This is a genomic window from Xanthomonas rydalmerensis (assembly GCF_033170385.1).
In the GTDB taxonomy this organism is placed as follows: Bacteria; Pseudomonadota; Gammaproteobacteria; order Xanthomonadales; family Xanthomonadaceae; genus Xanthomonas_A; species Xanthomonas_A rydalmerensis.
Genome location: NZ_CP126170.1, coordinates 2,341,148 through 2,359,300, shown reverse-complemented (window position 1 = coordinate 2,359,300; position 18,153 = coordinate 2,341,148). Strand labels below are relative to the sequence as shown.

The 18,153-nt window shown below is 64.7% G+C and carries 17 protein-coding genes; 4 read left to right on the top strand and 13 right to left on the bottom strand.

Features of this window, described 5'->3' with window-relative positions; translation table 11 throughout:
- Window positions 1-322: 322 nt before the first annotated feature.
- From QN245_RS09805 to QN245_RS09765, 9 genes are all read right to left on the bottom strand, one after another.
- Complete coding sequence (locus QN245_RS09805) at window positions 323-946, bottom strand: S26 family signal peptidase (RefSeq protein ID WP_317845173.1); 624 nt, start codon at window positions 944-946, stop codon at window positions 323-325.
- The gene (locus QN245_RS09800; protein ID WP_317845172.1) at window positions 943-1,215 is read right to left on the bottom strand and encodes a chromosome partitioning protein ParB; all 273 of its coding nucleotides are present in this window, start codon (window positions 1,213-1,215) and stop codon (window positions 943-945) included. The genes QN245_RS09805 and QN245_RS09800 overlap by 4 nt, the downstream gene beginning before the upstream one ends.
- Window positions 1,212-1,850, bottom strand: coding sequence for a ParA family partition ATPase (gene parA, locus QN245_RS09795; protein WP_317845171.1), 639 nt, complete (start codon window positions 1,848-1,850; stop codon window positions 1,212-1,214). Before parA ends, QN245_RS09800 begins: the two co-directional genes overlap by 4 nt.
- A 238-nt stretch (window positions 1,851-2,088) precedes the next feature.
- Window positions 2,089-2,862: a replication initiator protein A gene (locus QN245_RS09790; RefSeq protein WP_317845341.1), complete on the bottom strand. Its 774-nt coding sequence runs from the start codon at window positions 2,860-2,862 to the stop codon at window positions 2,089-2,091.
- Between the two features lie 89 nt (window positions 2,863-2,951).
- Window positions 2,952-3,257: a helix-turn-helix domain-containing protein gene (locus QN245_RS09785; RefSeq protein ID WP_428987065.1), complete on the bottom strand. Its 306-nt coding sequence runs from the start codon at window positions 3,255-3,257 to the stop codon at window positions 2,952-2,954.
- A gap of 463 nt (window positions 3,258-3,720) precedes the next feature.
- Window positions 3,721-4,035, bottom strand: a complete 315-nt coding sequence (locus tag QN245_RS09780; protein ID WP_317845170.1) for a DUF736 domain-containing protein — start codon at window positions 4,033-4,035, stop codon at window positions 3,721-3,723.
- An 810-nt stretch (window positions 4,036-4,845) separates the two neighbouring features.
- The gene (locus QN245_RS09775) at window positions 4,846-5,061 is read right to left on the bottom strand and encodes a hypothetical protein (protein ID WP_317845169.1); all 216 of its coding nucleotides are present in this window, start codon (window positions 5,059-5,061) and stop codon (window positions 4,846-4,848) included.
- 59 nt (window positions 5,062-5,120) lie between these two features.
- Complete coding sequence (locus QN245_RS09770; RefSeq protein WP_317845168.1) at window positions 5,121-7,187, bottom strand: ParB/RepB/Spo0J family partition protein; 2,067 nt, start codon at window positions 7,185-7,187, stop codon at window positions 5,121-5,123.
- Between the two features lie 71 nt (window positions 7,188-7,258).
- The gene (locus tag QN245_RS09765; protein WP_317845167.1) at window positions 7,259-8,086 is read right to left on the bottom strand and encodes a DUF932 domain-containing protein; all 828 of its coding nucleotides are present in this window, start codon (window positions 8,084-8,086) and stop codon (window positions 7,259-7,261) included.
- Between the two features lie 696 nt (window positions 8,087-8,782).
- On the opposite strand from QN245_RS09765, the gene QN245_RS09760 reads away from it, so the two are divergent.
- On the top strand, window positions 8,783-9,577 hold the full coding sequence (locus QN245_RS09760; RefSeq protein WP_317845166.1) for a hypothetical protein: 795 nt from the start codon (window positions 8,783-8,785) through the stop codon (window positions 9,575-9,577).
- A 205-nt stretch (window positions 9,578-9,782) separates the two neighbouring features.
- On the opposite strand, the gene QN245_RS09755 is transcribed toward QN245_RS09760, so the two are convergent.
- The 3 genes from QN245_RS09755 to QN245_RS09745 all read right to left on the bottom strand — a co-directional run bounded on the left by QN245_RS09755 (window position 9,783) and on the right by QN245_RS09745 (window position 11,973).
- Window positions 9,783-10,598: an alpha/beta hydrolase gene (locus QN245_RS09755; RefSeq protein ID WP_317845165.1), complete on the bottom strand. Its 816-nt coding sequence runs from the start codon at window positions 10,596-10,598 to the stop codon at window positions 9,783-9,785.
- Between the two features lie 132 nt (window positions 10,599-10,730).
- A complete protein-coding gene (gene radC, locus QN245_RS09750) occupies window positions 10,731-11,240 on the bottom strand; it encodes a RadC family protein (RefSeq protein ID WP_317845339.1) in 510 nt (169 codons plus the stop codon).
- Between the two features lie 337 nt (window positions 11,241-11,577).
- On the bottom strand, window positions 11,578-11,973 hold the full coding sequence (locus QN245_RS09745) for an ATPase (RefSeq protein ID WP_317845164.1): 396 nt from the start codon (window positions 11,971-11,973) through the stop codon (window positions 11,578-11,580).
- A gap of 567 nt (window positions 11,974-12,540) precedes the next feature.
- Here QN245_RS09745 and QN245_RS09740 point away from each other — a divergent pair.
- The gene (locus tag QN245_RS09740; protein ID WP_317845163.1) at window positions 12,541-13,467 is read left to right on the top strand and encodes a hypothetical protein; all 927 of its coding nucleotides are present in this window, start codon (window positions 12,541-12,543) and stop codon (window positions 13,465-13,467) included.
- Between the two features lie 126 nt (window positions 13,468-13,593).
- Here QN245_RS09740 and QN245_RS21510 read toward each other — a convergent pair whose 3' ends face one another.
- A complete protein-coding gene (locus tag QN245_RS21510; protein ID WP_425612952.1) occupies window positions 13,594-13,695 on the bottom strand; it encodes a DUF2958 domain-containing protein in 102 nt (33 codons plus the stop codon).
- A gap of 194 nt (window positions 13,696-13,889) precedes the next feature.
- Here QN245_RS21510 and QN245_RS09730 point away from each other — a divergent pair, with 194 nt between their 5' ends.
- Both QN245_RS09730 and QN245_RS09725 read left to right on the top strand, forming a co-directional pair.
- Entirely contained in the window at window positions 13,890-14,663 is a 774-nt protein-coding gene (locus tag QN245_RS09730; RefSeq protein ID WP_317845162.1) for a Hachiman antiphage defense system protein HamA, read from the top strand.
- Window positions 14,650-18,054 (top strand): DEAD/DEAH box helicase, encoded by a 3,405-nt coding sequence (locus QN245_RS09725; RefSeq protein WP_152246766.1) that lies wholly within the window; start codon window positions 14,650-14,652, stop codon window positions 18,052-18,054. The genes QN245_RS09730 and QN245_RS09725 overlap by 14 nt, the downstream gene beginning before the upstream one ends.
- The last annotated feature ends 99 nt before the right edge of the window (window positions 18,055-18,153 follow it).

Sequence of the window (18,153 nt, the reverse complement as noted above, 5' to 3'; positions counted from 1 at the left end):
CGCCAACCCCACGTGCAGACTGGCTTTCGACGCGGCCCGGTGCCGCGTCCTTTTGTCTTGCCTTCCGCCTGTGCCTCTCCCCGGGTGCCCGAGCGATGGCGATCCGGTGGCGCTGCTGCGCAAGCAGCCAGCGCGCCGGCAGCCACGGCGGTGATCCAGGGCCGGCCAGGTTCGAGCACGTCGGGCGGTCGCCTCGGCAGCACCGCACGGAACAGCGCGAAAGCGCCCTCGGTGCACGCGCGACGACACGAACGTGACAAGCGGCACGACACACCGAATGGCACGGCAACGTGCATTGCGCTAGGCAGCGATGTGGCGTTCGTCATGGACGCACCTCCAGCCGGATCGGGCGCGCGATGCCGACCACGGCGAGTGCGTTGACCGGGCCGAAGTAGCGGCTGTCGAACGACGCCGGATTGGTCACGCTGAGGAGGAACAGTTCACCCTGTGCGAGCTGGCGGCACTCCGGCCAGGAAAGCAGCGGCCGACCCATGCGATCCGACGTCAACGTGCGCGCCACCGACACGCCGTCGATCAGGACGTGCCCCGCCACGATGCAGACATGCTGGGGCGCCACGGCGCCAACGCGCTTGAGTAGCGGGATGTTCGCCGGGAGGTAACCACGCTGCGACGCGAGCGCGGCGACGCTGTCCGGCAAGTGGACCAGCACCGTGCTGCCCACCCGCACGCGGGCAGGCGACTGGGATGTTGCGGAGGCCACCGGATCGACGTGGTACCAGCCGACCGGCACGCTGTCGGACGGGTTGTAGATGAGCCGCGGATCGGGATGCGCGAACGAGGCCCAGGCGAGCGCAGCAAGGCCTGCGACCGACAGTGCCGCGAGCACGGCGCGGGGGCTCCGTCGCGAGCGCGGTGCGGCTTGCAGCGGCGCATGGCGTGCGGCGCAAGCCGCGAATGCTTTTTTTGGGAATTCGGATGCGTTCATGGTCGCGTCTCCATGGAGTTGTCGGGGAACTCGCGCTCCAGCAGGCCGCGCAACAGCTCCGCCACGGTCACGCCCTGCGTGAACGCGGAGACCTTGATGCGTGCGCGCATGGCGGGCGTGATGTCGAGCGTCAGGCGCGCGGTGTAGAGGTCGCCCTTGGCGAGCGCATCGGCGTCGCCCTGGCGAATCCATGCCTCGGCATGCGGATTCGCGGGCGGACGCGCGCCGATGCCGACGCGCTTGGCGCGAGTTGTCGGCTTCGCGGTCATGTGGTCCACCGCAACAGTTCGTCCACCAGTGCGGCGACTTCGCGCGCAGCGGAACTGCCCGGCGCCGTCTCGCGGACGAGCCGGCCGGCGGCCGCGCTGTCGGCGAAGACTATGCGCTGGCGCACCTCGGCGCGCAGCGCGGGCAATGGCTGCTCCGCGAGCGCGCTACGCGCCTCCCGCCCGATGACGGTGGTGCTCACGCGCCGGTTCACGGCGAACGCCGCGCGCAGCGCAGGCCGGAACACCTGCGCCTCGCGGACCAGCGCCACCATCTCAGCCGAAGCCCACAGGTCATACGGGCTGGGCTGTACGGGGATCAATGCGCGGTCAGCGGCCAACAGCGCCGAGCGCGCCAGCGCGGCGATGCGCGGCGGCCCGTCGATCACGATGTGATCCGCGCGGCGCGCCAGCTCCGGCGCCTCCTGGTGCAGCGTCTCGCGTGCCAGGCCCACGGCGCTGAACAGCCGCGGCAGCCCCTGCTGGGCGCGCCGTTGCGTCCAGTCCAATGCCGATCCCTGCGGGTCGGCGTCCAGCAGGATGACGTGCCCGCCGCGTATCGCCAGCTCGCCCGCGATGTGGGTGGCGAGCGTGGTTTTGCCGACGCCGCCCTTCTGGTTGAGCAACGCGAAGATCATGGCGCTCGCCTCCCCATCGAGGAGGCGAGCGCGTGCCGGCTGACGGTTATCCACCGAATCGCGGCGCTTCTACCACCAATGTTAGAAACAAGGTTAGGTACGTTACGGGGAGCCGAAAGCCTCATCAGCCGTGGCTTTCCGGCGGATTTTGTTGCCTGATAGCACGAGGATTCGTTGCCCGATAGCACGATGCCCCTGTTGCCTGATAGCACGAGGCCGTCCACAGGAATTACCGCGGTTATCCCCGTGCCGTCGGCAGCACGGGCCGGAACGACAGCAAGGGCGACTGCGTGCCCTCGGCAGGCAGGATGCTCAGCCGATACCCCGGCAACGCCTGCCGGGCGACCAATGCGCGCAAGTCCGCCGCGAAGTCGTAGTAGCGCGCCACGCTTCCCGATTTGCGATACAGGTGCTGGAAGTCGAACTGCCAGCCTCCGGGCTGCCGCCCGCCGTGCTTGCGCACCAGGCGGTATAACCAGCGCTCGATGCCACCGGTCAGCCGGAAGTACCCCGGGTCGATGGTGAGCACCAGCGCCGAGTCCATCACCCCCGAGAAGAACCAGTCGGGCAGGATCAGTTCGATGCCCTGCGGCGCGCCACGGGTGTCGGCCAGCTCCTTCCACTCGTTGATCCAGGAGAAGCGGTGCAGCCGGCGCCCTGTCGTCTCGCGGATGGACGTGGCCACCGTGGTGGACTGCAGCCGGTCCAGCGCCGCCTTGAGCCGCTGGTAGTCGCGCAGCGACGTCCCCCGCCCGATGAAGCGCAGGATCTCGTAGGGCGTGGCCTGCATCAGGCGCGACGGCCGCAGGCCGGCATCGCGCGCCTGCACGATCTGCGAGGCCGCCCAGATCAGGACGTCCGCATCCCAGATCGTGGCGATGCCGTGCTCGTGGGTGCCCTCCACGCGAATCTTCACGTTCCCGGCCTGGAAGTCGATCGGCGCCGTGCGCCGCGACTTCGCAAGCGAGAAGAACGGATAGGCCATCAGGTCCTGGCTGTCGCGCGGCGCCATGTCGCCAGGCAAGGCACGGAACAGGTCCAGCTGTTCCCGCTCCCGCGATTCCGACTCGCACGGCGCGGCGGCCCGCCGTGCGGCGCCGGTCACCGCGCACGGCTGTCCGCCGAGTGGTGCTCGGCGTACTCGGGATCGGACGTGGCCTCGAAGCTGCGCGCATCCGCCCAGGCATCGAGGTCGGTCACCGCGTACATCACGCGCCGACCGAACTTCCGAAACTTGGGGCCGCCACCGATCACGCGCAGCTTTTCGAGCGTGCGCGGAGACAGCCGCAGGTGCGCTGCGGCTTCTTCGTTGGTGAGGTAGCGCGGTGGGTTCGCGGCGGCAGCGGCAGCAGCCTGCGGCGCAGCGCCGGGGGCGGCCGGGGGCCGCACGGGATTGGGTCGCATCATGGTGTTCTCCATCGATTCACAGCCCCGACCGCCAAAGCAGGTCGGGTGTGGGCAGTCTCTGGAGGACGGCACCGCAGCGCATGTCCGTTTCGATCCGAATCGCGCCGCTCCGCGTCTGGAACGCGATTGAGACGCGCGCCGTCTGCGGCGAGACCGAGATCGTGGCAATGCGCATGCGGGCGCCTTGGCCGCGTCACAGACGCACGCGTGCGTGCTTTCGTGCATCTTCTCGGAAGCGGCTTCGTGCATGCGTGCACAAGCACGCATGCGCTTGTACGGATAGCATCGAACGAACGATCGCGCAGATGCGGATTTACGGATTTGTGCTTCCGTGGGGATGCGCTTCTCCGCTTCTCCGCTTCTCCGCTTCTCCGCTTCTCCGCTTCTGCGGCTCTGCGCCTTGCCCCGGTCTCGCGACCGGGGCAGTCCGGCCCCGCCGATGGGCGGGGCTCGGTGGCGGCCGTCAGGACGCCTGGGGCTTGCTGCGCGACCAGAACAGCTCGTGCTTGCCGTCCTCGCCTTCGACCAGGCGGGCGTAGATCGGCGCTGGGAACGAAGGATCATCCAGGGTCACGGACAGGTAGTCCCGGCCGGCTTCGCTGGTCTTCTTCCATGCCGCTCCGATGTCGTGTCCGGAGACCTGGAGGCGGAAGTCAGGGGCCTTTTCGTTATCGGCCTTGTCGTTGGTGACCAGCCGGGCCTTCGCGTTGAGCGTGAGGGTACGCAGCGTGCCGGTGTAGCCGTCGTTCTGGGTGGTGAAGGTGCCGATGTTTGCCATGGTGATTTCTCCTTTCGGGGTGACCCAAGGTCGCGCCAGTGCGTCCTTGTTGTGATCCGCCCGGCGGGGGATGGGCTGACCGCACCGCTCAGCGGTCGCAACGCAGTGGAGAACCTGGAAGCGAAAAGAATTTGCCGCGCGAGGAAGCCGCGCAGCGGCGGGGAAATTGTTTTCGCTGGAAGGTTGCGGGCATGAAGCCCAAGGCGCAGCCGTGCCCTCGCCAGGATTCACGACAAACAAGGACGTACTGGTCGGCCCTCCCCGGAAGGTGGCATGGCGGACTCGGTGCCTCCAAACGACGGCTGCACCGGCATGCCTCCCCTCCGGCATCGACATGTCCGCCCCAGCGACAAGGCCGGCAACGAGCACGTGCCCAGCCGCGTACAGCGGCGCAGCGCATGGCAGCTAAAGGAAGAAGACCAGCGAAGCCGGCCGGCAGCGGGACGCGCGCATGTGAACCGTTCTTCATCGCTTCCCGGTATGGAACCGCCGCCGTCGAAGGTGGCAAGCACGAGCTGTTCTGGTCGCGCAGCAGGCCTTCGCGTGGCATCCGCCTTGCACACCAGCACACGGCAGCGCATGGCATGGCATGGCAATCGCGCATCGCGCGGCTGGCATTGCCAGACGCCACGCATTGAAGGCAAGCGCAGCGCCACGGGCGCGAAGGTATTTGCATTGAAGCACGGCCTCGTCCACTGGATTCGCAGCCGCACAGGCTGCGCGAAAGCTGCATTCAACACCGGGCGCGGCCACTGCCGCGCCCGGATTTTTCCCCACGCCCAGGCCGGAACGGGCTGGGCGCGGTACCGATTACGGCTGTTGCTTCGTTTCGATGATCCACCACTCTGCGCGCGGCAGAACACGGCCAGTGGTGGGGTACGTATCGGTCAGGTTCGCCCGGGCCGACCAGCCCGAGGGCGGGCGGCAGGCGCGTACGTCGCCGGCGCCATGCCAGCGGCGAGCGCTGACGTTGCCCGGTGCGTAGATCGCCAACATGCGCCGGCGGCGGTCGATGTTGCGAGACATGGGGCTGCTCCTTCAACGAAACACCCCGGCCGGGACCGGGGCGCTGTTCCGGTTTCTGATCAAGCGGCCATCGCTTTGGTGGTCGCCTCGATCTCGCCGCCTCCGGTGTCTTCAGCAGCGTCTTGCGCCGAGTCTTCGGCCTGCACGTCCTCCTGGCTATGCGACAGTTCTTCGGAACGGAAGATCGGCGGCATCCACCCCGTGCCCTCGGCCAGCCGCTCGGCTTCGCTGGCAACGTCAGCCTTTTTCAGCTTGGCCAACCGGGTGACGTGTCCCGGTGCGAACTCCGCCACGATGTGCAGGATCGCGGCCTTGGAGATGTGCCGGAAATAGCCCTCCGCGGTGGGCCGCCACCATGCAGCCATGTCCAGCTCCACCGCCTGCGCCAGCGCCGCGCCGGGCTGGCGAGGTGCAGCGCGCAATGTCACCACGTCCACGGTGGAGCCGACGCATACCGCCAGCAGCCTGACCAATTCGTCCTGCTCCATCGCCAGCAATGCGGCGAACAGTTCGGCGCCGTCCTCGGGCAGCTTCGCGGCCCAGCCGCACTTTAGGTCGCGCAGCGCCTCGGCCGCTGGCGACTCGGGCAGGCCGGAGGCCACGCGCTCCAGCCGGTCTTGCGCGGTGGCGGTCACGCCCAACGGAAGATCGCGGCGGAAGTGACCGTCCTGCAAGATGGACTGCACCATGCCATGCACCAGGGCGGCCAGGGCCACATGCGGATGCCGGGCCACCTCGATTTGCAGTGCCGCCGTGCGGTGCGCGCTCAGGCGCTGCGCCAGCCGGTCGGACACGGGAGCGACTTGGGTTGCGCCCTGGCCTTCCTCGCCGTCGTCGTCGTTGCTCGCATCGCCATCGGCAAAGCCTTGCCGTAGCCGCTCCAGCGTCCGCAGTGCCTTGGCCTCGGCATCGCGCATCAGCCCGCGATGCACGGCCGCCTCACCGTTGCGATCGATGGTGACCACGGCGCCCGCCACGGCAAGCACGTTCGGGGCGTAGCATAGCAAGCTGTCCTCCAGCACCTGCCGTTGGCGGCGCATGTGTTCGCTTTCCTCCTGCAAGGCTTCTGCAGTTTCCTCGTCGTCGGCGTCCATCGCGGCCTCGATGGCGCCTTCGATTTCCAACATCCTGTCCTGGAGCTTCTCGATGCGCTGGGCTTCGCGCTTGGTCGGGGTGCGGTGCTCTCGCGGCGCGCGCTGGAAGGCGTGCAAGTCGGCATGGGTCACGGTCGGCACGGCTTCCACCCAGGCCCATCCCTCGGCCTTCACTTCGGCGGCGATGCCCGCCAGCTTCTCGTGGGCCAACCGTTGGAGCAGCGCGGCATCGCTCAGGTACACGCCCGTATCAGCTTCGGCGAACAGGTCACGGCGCACACCGCCGCCCGCAGCCTCGTAGGCAGACAATCCGACGAAGCGCGCCAGCGGATTCCGGTAGGCGTCGATTTCTCGTTCAGTAAGACGCTCGCGCAGCATGGCGGGCTGGCGCTGCCACGTCGGCGCATCGTAGAACGCGGCTTCCTGTGCGGCGTGGTCATCGGTGATGGCAAGGGCCATCAACTGCTCCAGGCTCACGGCATCCGCGCGGTAGTCGGCCATCAGGCGCGGCGAGACGTTCGCCAGCTTCAAGCGGCGCTGCACCACCAGCGGCGTCACGGAAAAGTCGGCAGCAATGTCTTCGATGGGCCGGCCCTCGGCCACCAGCGCCGCGAAGGCCTCACACTGGTCGGCGGGGTGCATGGCCTCGCGCTGCACGTTCTCCGTGAGGCTCGCCGTGCGGGCCGTGCCGTCGGCCACCAGCAGGCAAGGCACCTCCCATTCCTTGCTGATGCGGCGCTTCTTCGCCAGCAGCTTCAACGCGGCCAATCTGCGGCCACCAGCGACCACCTCGTAATGCTCCCCATCGGCGGAGGCGATCACGATCAGGTTTTGCAGCAGCCCCACGCGCTGGATGCTTGCCGCCAGCTCGGGGATGGACATGCGCGGGGTCTTGCGCACGTTGCGGCCCTTCGGGCGCAGCACCAGCCGCGACAGCGGCACCAGTATCAGGTTCTTGGTCGGGTCGGCGGCTTCCAGCGGAACAGCGACGGCATCGACGGCGCGGATTTCGTTGTGGGTAATGGCGTTCATGGGATATCTCCAATCCAGTAAAAAACGCGGTATGGAGGGGACCGTTCCCCTCCAGGCACGGGGGAAACAGGTCAAGCTTTTAGTTGGCGCAGGCCATCGGCCAGCAGCCAGAGCGCGCGATTCAGGCGCACGTCGGAGTCGATGCCCTGCACGGGCCGGGTCTGCTGGCGGCGTCCGTTGGCGCTGCGTCCGGACAGCCCGCCCTTGGTGATGTTTTCCTGCACCCGGTTGAACGTGGTCCACAGGTCGGGCCGGCGGTCATCGAAGCGGCGCGGCATCAGCACCTGCGATTCGGTCACGGGCGCGGGCTTGTTCGGGTCGTCGTACTTGAGCGCCAGCGCGGCGCGGGCGAACACCTCGGCCTCGCCCTCGTCCAGCGTGACGCTGCGCATCAAGTCGCGGGATTGCCGCACCCGCTCGAAGCCGCTCAGCACCTCGAAGGCGCCTTCGATGACGGACCCGGCCACGTCGCCCTTGTGCGGCACGCGCACGTCCGCCACCGTGTCCCCGCACACCAATCCGTTGTGGCAGACGAAGCGGAACATGCCGGCCAGCATCTGGTAGCTGCTGGTGCCGTCGTGCGAGTTCAGCAGGATGATTTCGTTGGCCTCCGCACCATTGATCTGGCTGGCGTGGCGCAGGCGGATCATGTGCTTGGTGTGCTCGCGCTTGCCCTCATCCCGCACGCGGGTCTGCGTCACCGCGAAGGGCTGGAAGCCTTCCTTGCGCAGTTCGGTCAGCACGGCGGCGGTGGGGATGTAGCTGTACCGCTCGGAGCGGCTTTCGTGCGGGGCCTCGGCGAAGATGGACGGCGCCACCCTGCGGATCTGGTCATCGGACAGCGGGCAATCGCTGCGCAGCGACGGGGAACGGGATGCGAAACGGGATGCGAGTTGCATGGTCTTTCTCCTGACGAAAAGGCTGTTGAAGAAACACCGCACACCGGATTCCTAGATTCGGAGCCCAGCCTTCCGGCTGTTCTGTGCGGTTGGCACGAGGAACCCGGTTGGCCCTGTTGCCACCGTCTTTCCTGAGTTCATCGCCCGCGACGGTCAGGAGCGCGCGGGCGGGGGCCGTCAAGGAGAAAAGCGCAGGGGTGGCGCGGCCCGCAGGCGCAGCCGAGGACACGGCCCTGCGCGCCTTGACGGCGCACGGACGCGGGCTACAGTCGCGGACAAGGTGATGAAGTCAGGCAAGACGGCTGGACACGGCGGCGACCACCCCGCTGCGCCGAACCGCACGGCAAGCGAAGTGCGCAGGCCCGAAGCTGGAAGCCGGGCCGGAGGCGTTAGCCGAGCGGAGCGAGGGAACGATGGAAGCCCGTCAGGGGCGAGACCCGCGCAGCGGGGCTCGATGCGCAGCACGACAGCGCGACCGGCCATCTCCCAGAGGGCCGGGGACGCCCATGCCACACACCAGACATAAAGGAAGTTTGTCTCAGCGATACGCAGCACTTAGGGGGTGATGGCATCGAACCCGTTCATAGAAGCGATGATCCAAAAGTGGCACCGCATCTAGAAACACGGATGCTGGCAATCCTCCATCGGCATAACGCTGTCTAGACTTCGCACGCCGCCTCAACTTCATCCCAGGCCATGGCTTTCCCTGAAGAATCGCTCAACCAGCTATCCCAACTCCTTGAACGTATGACCCGCCCGGATGACCGGCCTCGTCACGTTCCCAAAGGCAGCAAGGCTAAAAAGCGGACAGAACTCGGGTTCATCATTGCCGTTGTGGTCAACACAGTACTGGCCATAGTTGCCATCGCGGTTGATCGACGCTATCCCGGGATTCTGCCTGTGCAACTTTCATATGCCTGGGTGCTGCTGCCGGTGATTCCCGCAGTCGGGTTCTTCGCGATGTTCTTCTATGACATGGGGCGAATGTTCCTCGAAGAAAAGCGCAACCCATGGGGCACGATCTTCAAGCAGTTCCAGACCGACATGCTCCACGACGCACCGTACCTTCAGGAACTGAAGGCCTTTCCCAAGCCCATGCTGGAGTACGCGCTGCTGCAGTACCGACATCGCTGGAGCAGAGTCGACGGCAGAGCAATGCTGCTATCTGGCGACATCAGGAAACTGGGGCTTTTTCCAGGACTGCTCGCGATCATCGTGGGTATCAGCAAACTGCTGGAGAACGCATCCTTGCCGTGGATCTGGCAAGTCGCATCCTTGGTCGGGGCCTTCCAGTTCCTCGCGTTCTTCGTGGGCGCAACCGGCGAGCGGCGTGCGCAGGTCATCGAACTGCTTGAGCACGCTATTGCCCACGCCGAGCCCATGCCGTCCGAGAGTCAGGCATCAGTGCCCAATCAAATCCAGCCGCCCCAGGCTGTTAGCAAGGACATGTGTCCAACGGTGCCCCCGGCAAAGGAGCAGGTGCCAGCCTAGCGTTAGACGTGCGAACCATCGGCGCACCTCCCCCAGGAAAATCCCGACACGGCACAGGGCAACTTCCCGATACCGCCGCACGCGATCCCGTGGGAATCTGACCATGCCGGACGCGGGCGCCATTGGCAGCTCCTCCCGCGAGCGCCTGAGCAGCGCCACGCCGGCAATGCCACAGCGCCAACCTGGGCGGCATGCGCCGCGCAGGTTAGGTACTCCGGCGAGGATTCGCCCCAGCAAGCATCTCCCGCAGAAAATCCACGGACGCCGCAGCCACCGCCCCAGCGAGTCGCGTCTTGTGCGGCGAACCGATGGCATGGGCACCTGCGACGAAGGCCTGCGCCCGCTTCTGCTCCGCCCGGCTGCCCAGCGCATCGAACATGGCCAGCATGGCCGGCACGGACGACACAGGGTCCTCGCGCCCATCGGGGCCGCGGTAGTACCCCAGGAACACAGGACACGTCACTTGCGGCCACGGCGGCTCGGCGGCGCATCGGCGGAATGTCTCGCGCAGCGCCTGGAACCCGTCGGGGTGGATGGCATCGGACCAATAGGCGCGGACGGCCGATGACCGCTCCTGATCGCTCGTCCACGCTTCGCTCATCGCGCAGATCCGGTCCAGCAGCGCCGGGTCCGCCGGCTGCACACCAGGCGACCAGGCCACGACGGCAGCGACGTCGCCAGGCCGCGCGGCGGCCAGCCGCAGGCCCAGCGTGGCACCGAGCGAGCATCCCACGATCGCAACGGCCTCCCCCATCGCGCAGGCATGGTCCAGCGCGGCCCACGCCGAGGCCTCCAGCGCATCGGCAGTCAGCCCGCGCATCGCTTTCGGCGCATCCTCGCCATGGCCGGGCCACAAGGGCATGTACAGATTGGCCCCGAGCGCCTGGGCCATCTGCTCCGGCAGATCCCCAGCCTCGCCAGGGCTTGCCGAAAACCCATGGAGATAGAGGATGGCGAGCGGTGCGCGCTCGCCGCGCGCACCATGCCATCGTTCCTTCGCCGCATTCCCGGGCTTCACCATGGCTCCATTGTTCCAGCTTGGCCTGAGCATGTCCTTGTCCCCGCACCTGAGCGCAGGCCCACGGTCTCGGCGACGCAAATGGGTGCGGCGACAGCCGCACCCAAAGAAAAGGGGGCCGAAGCCCCCCGAAGTTCACCTCCAACCACGCATCGCCATCGACACCGCGCGCGACCCCGCGATGATGAAGTGATCCAGGGTTCGCACGTCTACCAGGCCCAGAGCGCTGCGCAGGCGCTCGGTGATCTGCCTGTCCGTTTCGCTCGGCGTCGGGTTCCCGCTGGGATGGTTGTGCGCCAGGATCACGGCGGCCGCGTTCAAGCGCAGCGCCTCCTTGACCACCTCCCGCGGATGCACCGCCGCAGAGTCGATGGTCCCCCGGAACATCTCCACGTATTCGATCAGACGGTGCTTCGTATCCAAGAACAGAACGGCGAACACCTCGCACTCAAGGCCCGCCAACTTCGCGCAGAGGTACTTCTTCACCGAAACAGGCGAGGTGAACTCCGCGCCCCGCTGCACCTTCAGGTCAGCCACGCGCCGCGCAGCCGCCAGGATCTGGTCAACGGATGCGGGACGGTAGCGCCCCCGGCCGTCGCGCACGTGCAGCGAGGCATCGACATCGAGAATGGACAGGTTCGACATGGTCATGATCAGCTCCGGTTGCTCGGGCGGAATTGCCCGGCACCGTCGCCATCACGGCGCAGCGCAAGCCGTCAGGGGTCGCAGACGGCCGCAGGCCGCCAGCGTGCCCACAGGCACGCGCAGCCCTTGACGGCGAGAACGCCGTGGTACGGTGAAGGGATCGGCAACTCCGCACCCCTCCCCCAAACGAAGCCAGGATCCGCAAGCGAAGCGCGCAGGCCCGGCGAACCTCGCCGGGCTGAAGATGTAGCGAACGCAATGGGAAGCAGCGGCGCAAGATCGACCGCAAACAAAAAGGCGCCGCCCGCCTCACGGCAGGCGGCGCCCGTGACTGCAATCAGGTGGCCTCGCGCTTCAGCAGCGACTCCAGCTGATCGATCAGCCCGACCTCCACGAACACGCAGTCCTGGCAGGACTCCAAGGGCACATCGAACAGCTTCGCGAACACCTCTCGCCGCAGATGCGCCACGTGCCCCGTCCGGTATGCATGCTCCGGCTTCAGGCGCTCTGCATTGGTCGCCAACGCACTGCGCTCAGGATCACACTCGATCAACGCGACGAAGCCATCGTCGGCGAACTTCCGGTGCTCGGGACACAGCCCCCAGCCCGTCCTCGTGTGGCGCTCCATGCTGGCGCGCAGGCCCCTATCCAGCAGGACGGAGCCGGTCTCGAACGCGCTGCCGCAGACCAGGCAGACGTGTTGTTCCAGCGAAACGTGCGATTTCTCGTTCATGGCGATCTCCAGTTGCTCGGGCGAAATTGCCCGGCACCGCCGCCATCACGGCGCAGCGCAAGCTGTCAGGGGTCGGAGACGGCCACAGGCCGCAAGCGTGCCCACAGGCACGCGCAGCCCTTGACGGCGAGAACGCCGTGGTACGTTCGAGGGAACGGCAACTCCGCCCACCCCAGCCCCAAACGAAGCCAGGACCGGCAAGCGGAGCGCGCAGGCGCGGCCCACAGGGCCGGGCCGGAGGCGTCAGCCGAGCGCAGCGAGGGAACGATGGATGCCCGCCAGGCGCGAGACCCGCGCACAGCGGGGCTCGATGCGCAGCACGACAGCGTGGCCCGGCCATCACATGGCCGGGGACGCCCTTAGGGCGCCCCGATCCCGCCGGATGGGGGCTTGCGCTTGGACTGATTTTGCGCAAAATGGCGGCAAGGCCTCGTCCGCCTGAGCTTCGAGCGGCTCAATCAAGACCAGACTTTCTGATTTCTCCCTTTGTGCCACTCACCATGCGATATCGCCTGGGCGTGGACCAAGTAAGCGCTCGATTGGTCCCCGCTGAAACAGGAGAATCGTATGTCCCTCGGCATTTCCGACCTCGCCCATTCCATTCGCAAGAACAGCGCCGCTGCTGCCGTGCCTGTGCCGCTTGGTCATGCGCAGCAACTAGTGGCCGCTGCACTGGGCTACAAAACGTTTGCCGCCTACCAGGCGGCACAAGCCTCCGCGCAAGAAGCCAGTAGCCTGACCATCGTTCACCACGTCGTGCTGGACGAAGATCTGCTCCATCAACGCGCCAGTGAACTGGGGGCGGCCCCGCCTCCGGATCGCTTGCATGAACTGATCCAAACAGCCTTTCGAGAACGAGCGCCCCACACACGCATCCATGCTTCTTACGCCGCCTTCGAGGACTACCTGCGCCAGCACGTTGACAAGGTGGTCATCGACGATAACGACGTGAACAGCGAAATGGCGAACGCCAACTACGATGGCGTCGATGAGGTCTATTTCGATTTCGAGGTCGAGTTCGAGAAAGTCCCGATCGGCGGTGCGCTGGATATCGACCTCGACGGACACGTCGGCCTTGGCATCGACACCGAGCGCCCCTACGCGGGCCACATCGTCAATGTGGAAGGCACCCTGAGCGTGCAGCGTTTGGGCCGCCACTGCTTTGGGTCGGTGGACTGCCAAGTGACCAACGCAGATCTCGATATGGACTGGGGCGGCAATGACCACGAAGACGGGCCGCCCGTGCGCAGCATGTTCCAGGCCTATGCCGATCTGTTGGGCCTGGACCCGCACGAAGTGGGCAACCTCGTTGATGTGGACGCCGAACCGCAGGATGGCCACAGCGGCGAGATGGTCTACAGCTACATCCTCGATTTCACGGACTACGCCTCACCCGAAGTGGCACGGAAGATCCTGCAGCGCCACGCTTCGCTGCGCATCGAGGTCGGCCCCGACTTCTTCGAGAACGTGCGCAGCGACGACTGGCCTCGTTGAAGGTTCATTGAAGAAAGCTGATTCGGCGCCGTAACGCGCTGCACAAGGAACGGGGCCTCTCTCGACACCCCGTTCAAGCTCAAGCGACGATCCGGCCGGCGTGCCGCGCATCGCGCACATGGGCGTTCAGCAGCTCTCGGCCCGATCACGCTCAATCGGCAACCTCAGCCGACCACGTACCGTGGACAACTCCTGCAGGCTGACCCAGCCCAGCTCGGGAAAACCCAAGCCCTGGTCGCACAAGCGAAAGGCGTGGTCATGCTTCTCCCGGTCGATCGCACTGAGCAACTAGGTCGCACCGGCGTCGGGCGTAAACAGCTTGAGCACGGGTGCGGAATCGAAGTCCGTCTTGTTCTGGGTGTATGAACAGGAAGTCTCCGGCACAATGTAGCAAAACGTAGCAAGTAAATCAGGGAGGGGACGTGCTGTATCAACCTTGGTGCGACAAAGAAGTCGAGGAAGACGCCAGCAAGCAGCTATGGCGATTAGCCGAGCGTGAAGGGGGAAGAGCCGCTATTGAAGCGATTCTCACCACCCGCATCCGATCTCAGTACGACAACCTGGACCAAATAGCCGATGACGTGCGCGAGCTGGGGTATCCAGGTGCAGCTGCTATTTTGTCCGAGCGCATGCCACGCTCAGCCCGAGCGCGTTCGGGAGAACTCGGCGAAATACTCGCAACCGAGTTGGTCGAAGAACACCTTGATTTCAAGGTTCCGGTCCGTCGGTTGCGTTACAAGGACGGTCGGGAAATGGCGCTGCGTGGCGATGACTTCGTTGGACTGAGGCTCGATGACCAAGCCAATCTGCATTTTCTGAAAGGCGAGTCGAAAAGTCGCGCCAGCCTTGCCAAAGCCACCATCTCAGAGGCCCGCGAGGCGCTATCTCGGGATGACGGTCGCCCCACTGCCACATCTTTGCTGTTCGTCGCGGATCGCCTTATGGAAGGCGGCGGTGAGCGCCGGGACGTCGGCCGGAAGATTCGCAACGAAGTCGCCAGCAGAGCAGCGCCCCCCGCGAGGACCAGCCACATGCTGTTCACCATGTCAGGCAACGCGACCCCTCAGGCGCAGCTTGATGATCTGGCAGCGGCGGGCGGAAACCGCCCTCACTTATCTGCACACCTGCGCATAGAGGATCACCAGGCCTTTATCCGGGCCTGCTACGAAAGGGCGCTGGCACTTGGAAACGATTGAAGAACTAACCGGCTTCCTGCGCGAAACCACCCAAGACGGATATCGAGGTCGCCTGCAGGCCCGTGGTCAGGCGCGAGCGCTGATTCGTCATGACGGACATTTGCCACCGGATGCCCCCGCTTTCAGTGAAGGAATCGACGCGGACCTCGCTGACTATGGCTTTTCCGTACTGCGAGCATCACTGGCATTGCGGGAGCTTGGGGGCGATCAGGAGACTTGGCGGCGTGGCTTTGTGCATGCGGGTGGTGCTTTCGAGGCACTCGTCCAGAACGGCCCGCAGGAAGACACATTCCGAGGCTTCTATCGAACGGTCGGGGCTGCTGCCTATCACTTGGCAAACTACTCCGCACTGGCGTTCTCTCTTCTGACACAAGCGCAAGCTGACCAGAACCGCTCGCCAGCCGAGGATGCACTTGCACTGCTGATCGTGCGCGATCTGAAAGGACTTGGACAGCGTGCAAGGGCGTGGCTACACGACCCCGTCAACGGCGATGAAGCCATCAGCCGAGCAGCGGCCGAAGGGGAACTTGACCCCGACGACGTAGTCTCCCGCGTGGCGACATCAACGATGTTCAGGGCGCTGGTGTTCTTCGAGTTTGGCCTGCAAACCGGCCATGACTCCCTCGTTGTGGAAGCGCGCAACCTGCTAAGGCGAGCAACTTCGCTGACGAAGGCAGCCAGTGCAGTTTCACTTTGGTGGATTCTCCGGATCACCGCAAACCTCATCGATGACCTTTGGTCAAGCAGCCTACACAAGGTCTTGCCCATCCAAGGCCCGCCCGGTTCAGGAGACTATGCCCAGCTCAGGAAGCTGTTTGTTTCCGAGTTGTATAGCCGACGCTCATCAGAGGTGGAACTGTGGCCTTCTCAGTTGCTGGCAGCGCAACGAGCGGCCGACGTATCCGACGACTTGGTGGTCGCGCTTCCTACTAGTGCGGGCAAGACGCGAATAGCAGAGATCGCGGCATTGATGGCACTGGCTTGTGGACATCGGGTCTTGATCGTGACGCCACTGCGTGCACTGTCGGCCCAAACCGAGCGTTCATTTCGCAAGACATTCACGCCTCTTGGGTTCTCTGTCTCATCGCTTTATGGAAGCAGCGGCGTAGCTGGAACAGATGAGGATGCTCTTCGGGAACAGAGCATCGTTATCGCCACGCCAGAAAAACTGGACTTTGCGCTGCGAAATGATCCTAACATCATTGACGACGTTGGATTGATCGTCCTCGACGAAGGGCATCTAATCGGCCCGAGCGAGCGCGAGATCCGCTATGAGAATCTGGTGCAGCGATTGCTGCGGCGCCCTGACCATGACGACCGACGAATCGTTTGTCTTTCAGCGATCCTGCCGGCAGGGGATCAACTCGATGACCTGACTGCATGGATTCGCAGTGATGCCCCAGGCGACCCGATTCAGTCAGATTGGCGACCTACGCGCCAGCGATTTGGCACGTTGTCCTGGATTGGCAATTCCGCACGTCTGAGCTTCGACCTTGAGCACGATGGGCCATTCATTCGCCATTTTGTGCCGCAAGTTCCTCCTATTCGCCCCCGTCGGACACCGTTCCCCAGAGACAACAAAGAGTTGACGCTGGCGGCAGCGTGGAAATTCTCCGAGCAAGGAAAACGAGCGCTCGTCTTTTGCACCCAACGTGATCATGTTGAGGGATTTGCAGAAACCGCTCTGGAGTTGCAACGACGAGGCTTTCTTCCGTCACTGCTTGCCAACGCCCAGGAAGTCGAGCGTGCTATGGCCGTGGGTCGGGAATGGCTGGGAGCCGAGCACCCAGCAGTCCGTTGCCTGGCCATCGGCGTCGCCATTCATCATGGGCGCCTCCCAGGCCCCTTCTTGCGTGAAGTAGAGGCACTGCTTGCCGCAGGCGTTCTGCGCGTTACTGTGGCCTCACCGACGTTGGCCCAAGGCTTGAACCTCAATGCTGCGGTGCTCCTGATCCCCAACCTGTACAGGGCGGGCACGCTGATCACGGGAGAAGAGTTTGCCAACGTCGCAGGACGCGCCGGCCGCGCGTTTGTGGATCTTGAAGGACTGGTGATCCACGTGATGCATCAACCGGAAGACTGGCGTCATCAGAGGTGGCGAGAGCTGGTCACGTCGGCCAAGGCCCGCTCGCTTTCGAGTGGCATCATCGTCGTCGTCAACGAGGTGATCAGGCGTCTCTCTACTTCGGGAGTATTTGCGCGGGAGGATGCCATGGACTACCTGTCAAACACACAGGGTGCTTGGTTCCCCGACGCCGTAGAGGGCGATCAAGAGTCGGACTCGATAGAAAGCCTTATCGAGCGGTTGGACGCAACTGTCCTCGGCCTGATCGAAGCGCTTGATGCAGAGAGCGCGGATCTTCCACGGCTGCTTGATGAGGCCCTTGTTGGCTCACTTTGGTCAAGGCAAATTGCTCGACTTGATGTCCTCGAAAAGCAAAAGCAGCTCTGGATTCTCGTCAGTAGAGCACAGCTCATCTGGAACAAGACAACGATCGAGCAGCGCAAGGGACAGTTTGCGATGGGTGTGGGCCTGGAATCTGGGCTCGCCATCGATGCAATAGCTACAGAACTGACGGAGCTTGTTGACCTTGGCGATGCTGCCGCCCTCCTTGGCAATGTGGAAGTCTTGACTGCCGCACTCAGTGGAATGGGAGACAAGCTTCTTGCGATCCGGCCCTTTGTTCCAGATGATCCACTGCCTGCAAACTGGAAAGATCTTCTCAGCGCCTGGATTCGAGGTGAGGACGTGGCTGTCATCGGCCAAGAGGGAATGCGCGTGGTGGACGATGCCTTCGTCTATCGCCTGGTATGGGCGATCGAAGCCGTCCGAATGAATCGACGCATCAATGGTGGCGAATCAGAGATGCTTATTGAAGGTGCCGCCGCCGCATGCCTGGAAGCTGGGCTTCCATCCAATGCGATGGCTATGCTTGTCCGAGCGGGCTTGCCCTCTCGCGTCGCGGCCAAGGCGGTAGTTGAGCAAATGGCGCCTGACTTCACCACTCGCGCAGAGATGAAGACCTGGCTGCGTTCAGCGGCAGTGGAAGCTTTCGATGATGTCCCCAATTGGCCTACGCTCGAAACAAAGTCAATCTGGCAGCAGTTCCGGCGCGACGTTCTTTCAAGCGTAGATGGAAAATGGACATCCCAAGAGTGGACGATGCAATGGCCCTCGCGCTCCGCATTCCCCATGCGGGTGGAGATTGATCCGCAAAGTGGTCAAGTGTCTGTTGCAACGCCTGACTTTGTGCAGCTCACGACGATCAGACAGAAGCTTCAGGCCGAAGCACCGAGCCTGCTTGAAGTCGAGCCGCTACCGGATGGAACGAGTGTCAGCATCCGCCGTATTGGGCGAGGCGAAGCGCGCTGGACGGGACACGATGTGTAACTGTGTAACCGGATGAGCACGAAGGCGTAAACGTTCTATGCCCACCTACGCCACAACAGGTTGTGCCGATAGGTACTGAAATTCACCATGTCTCCATAC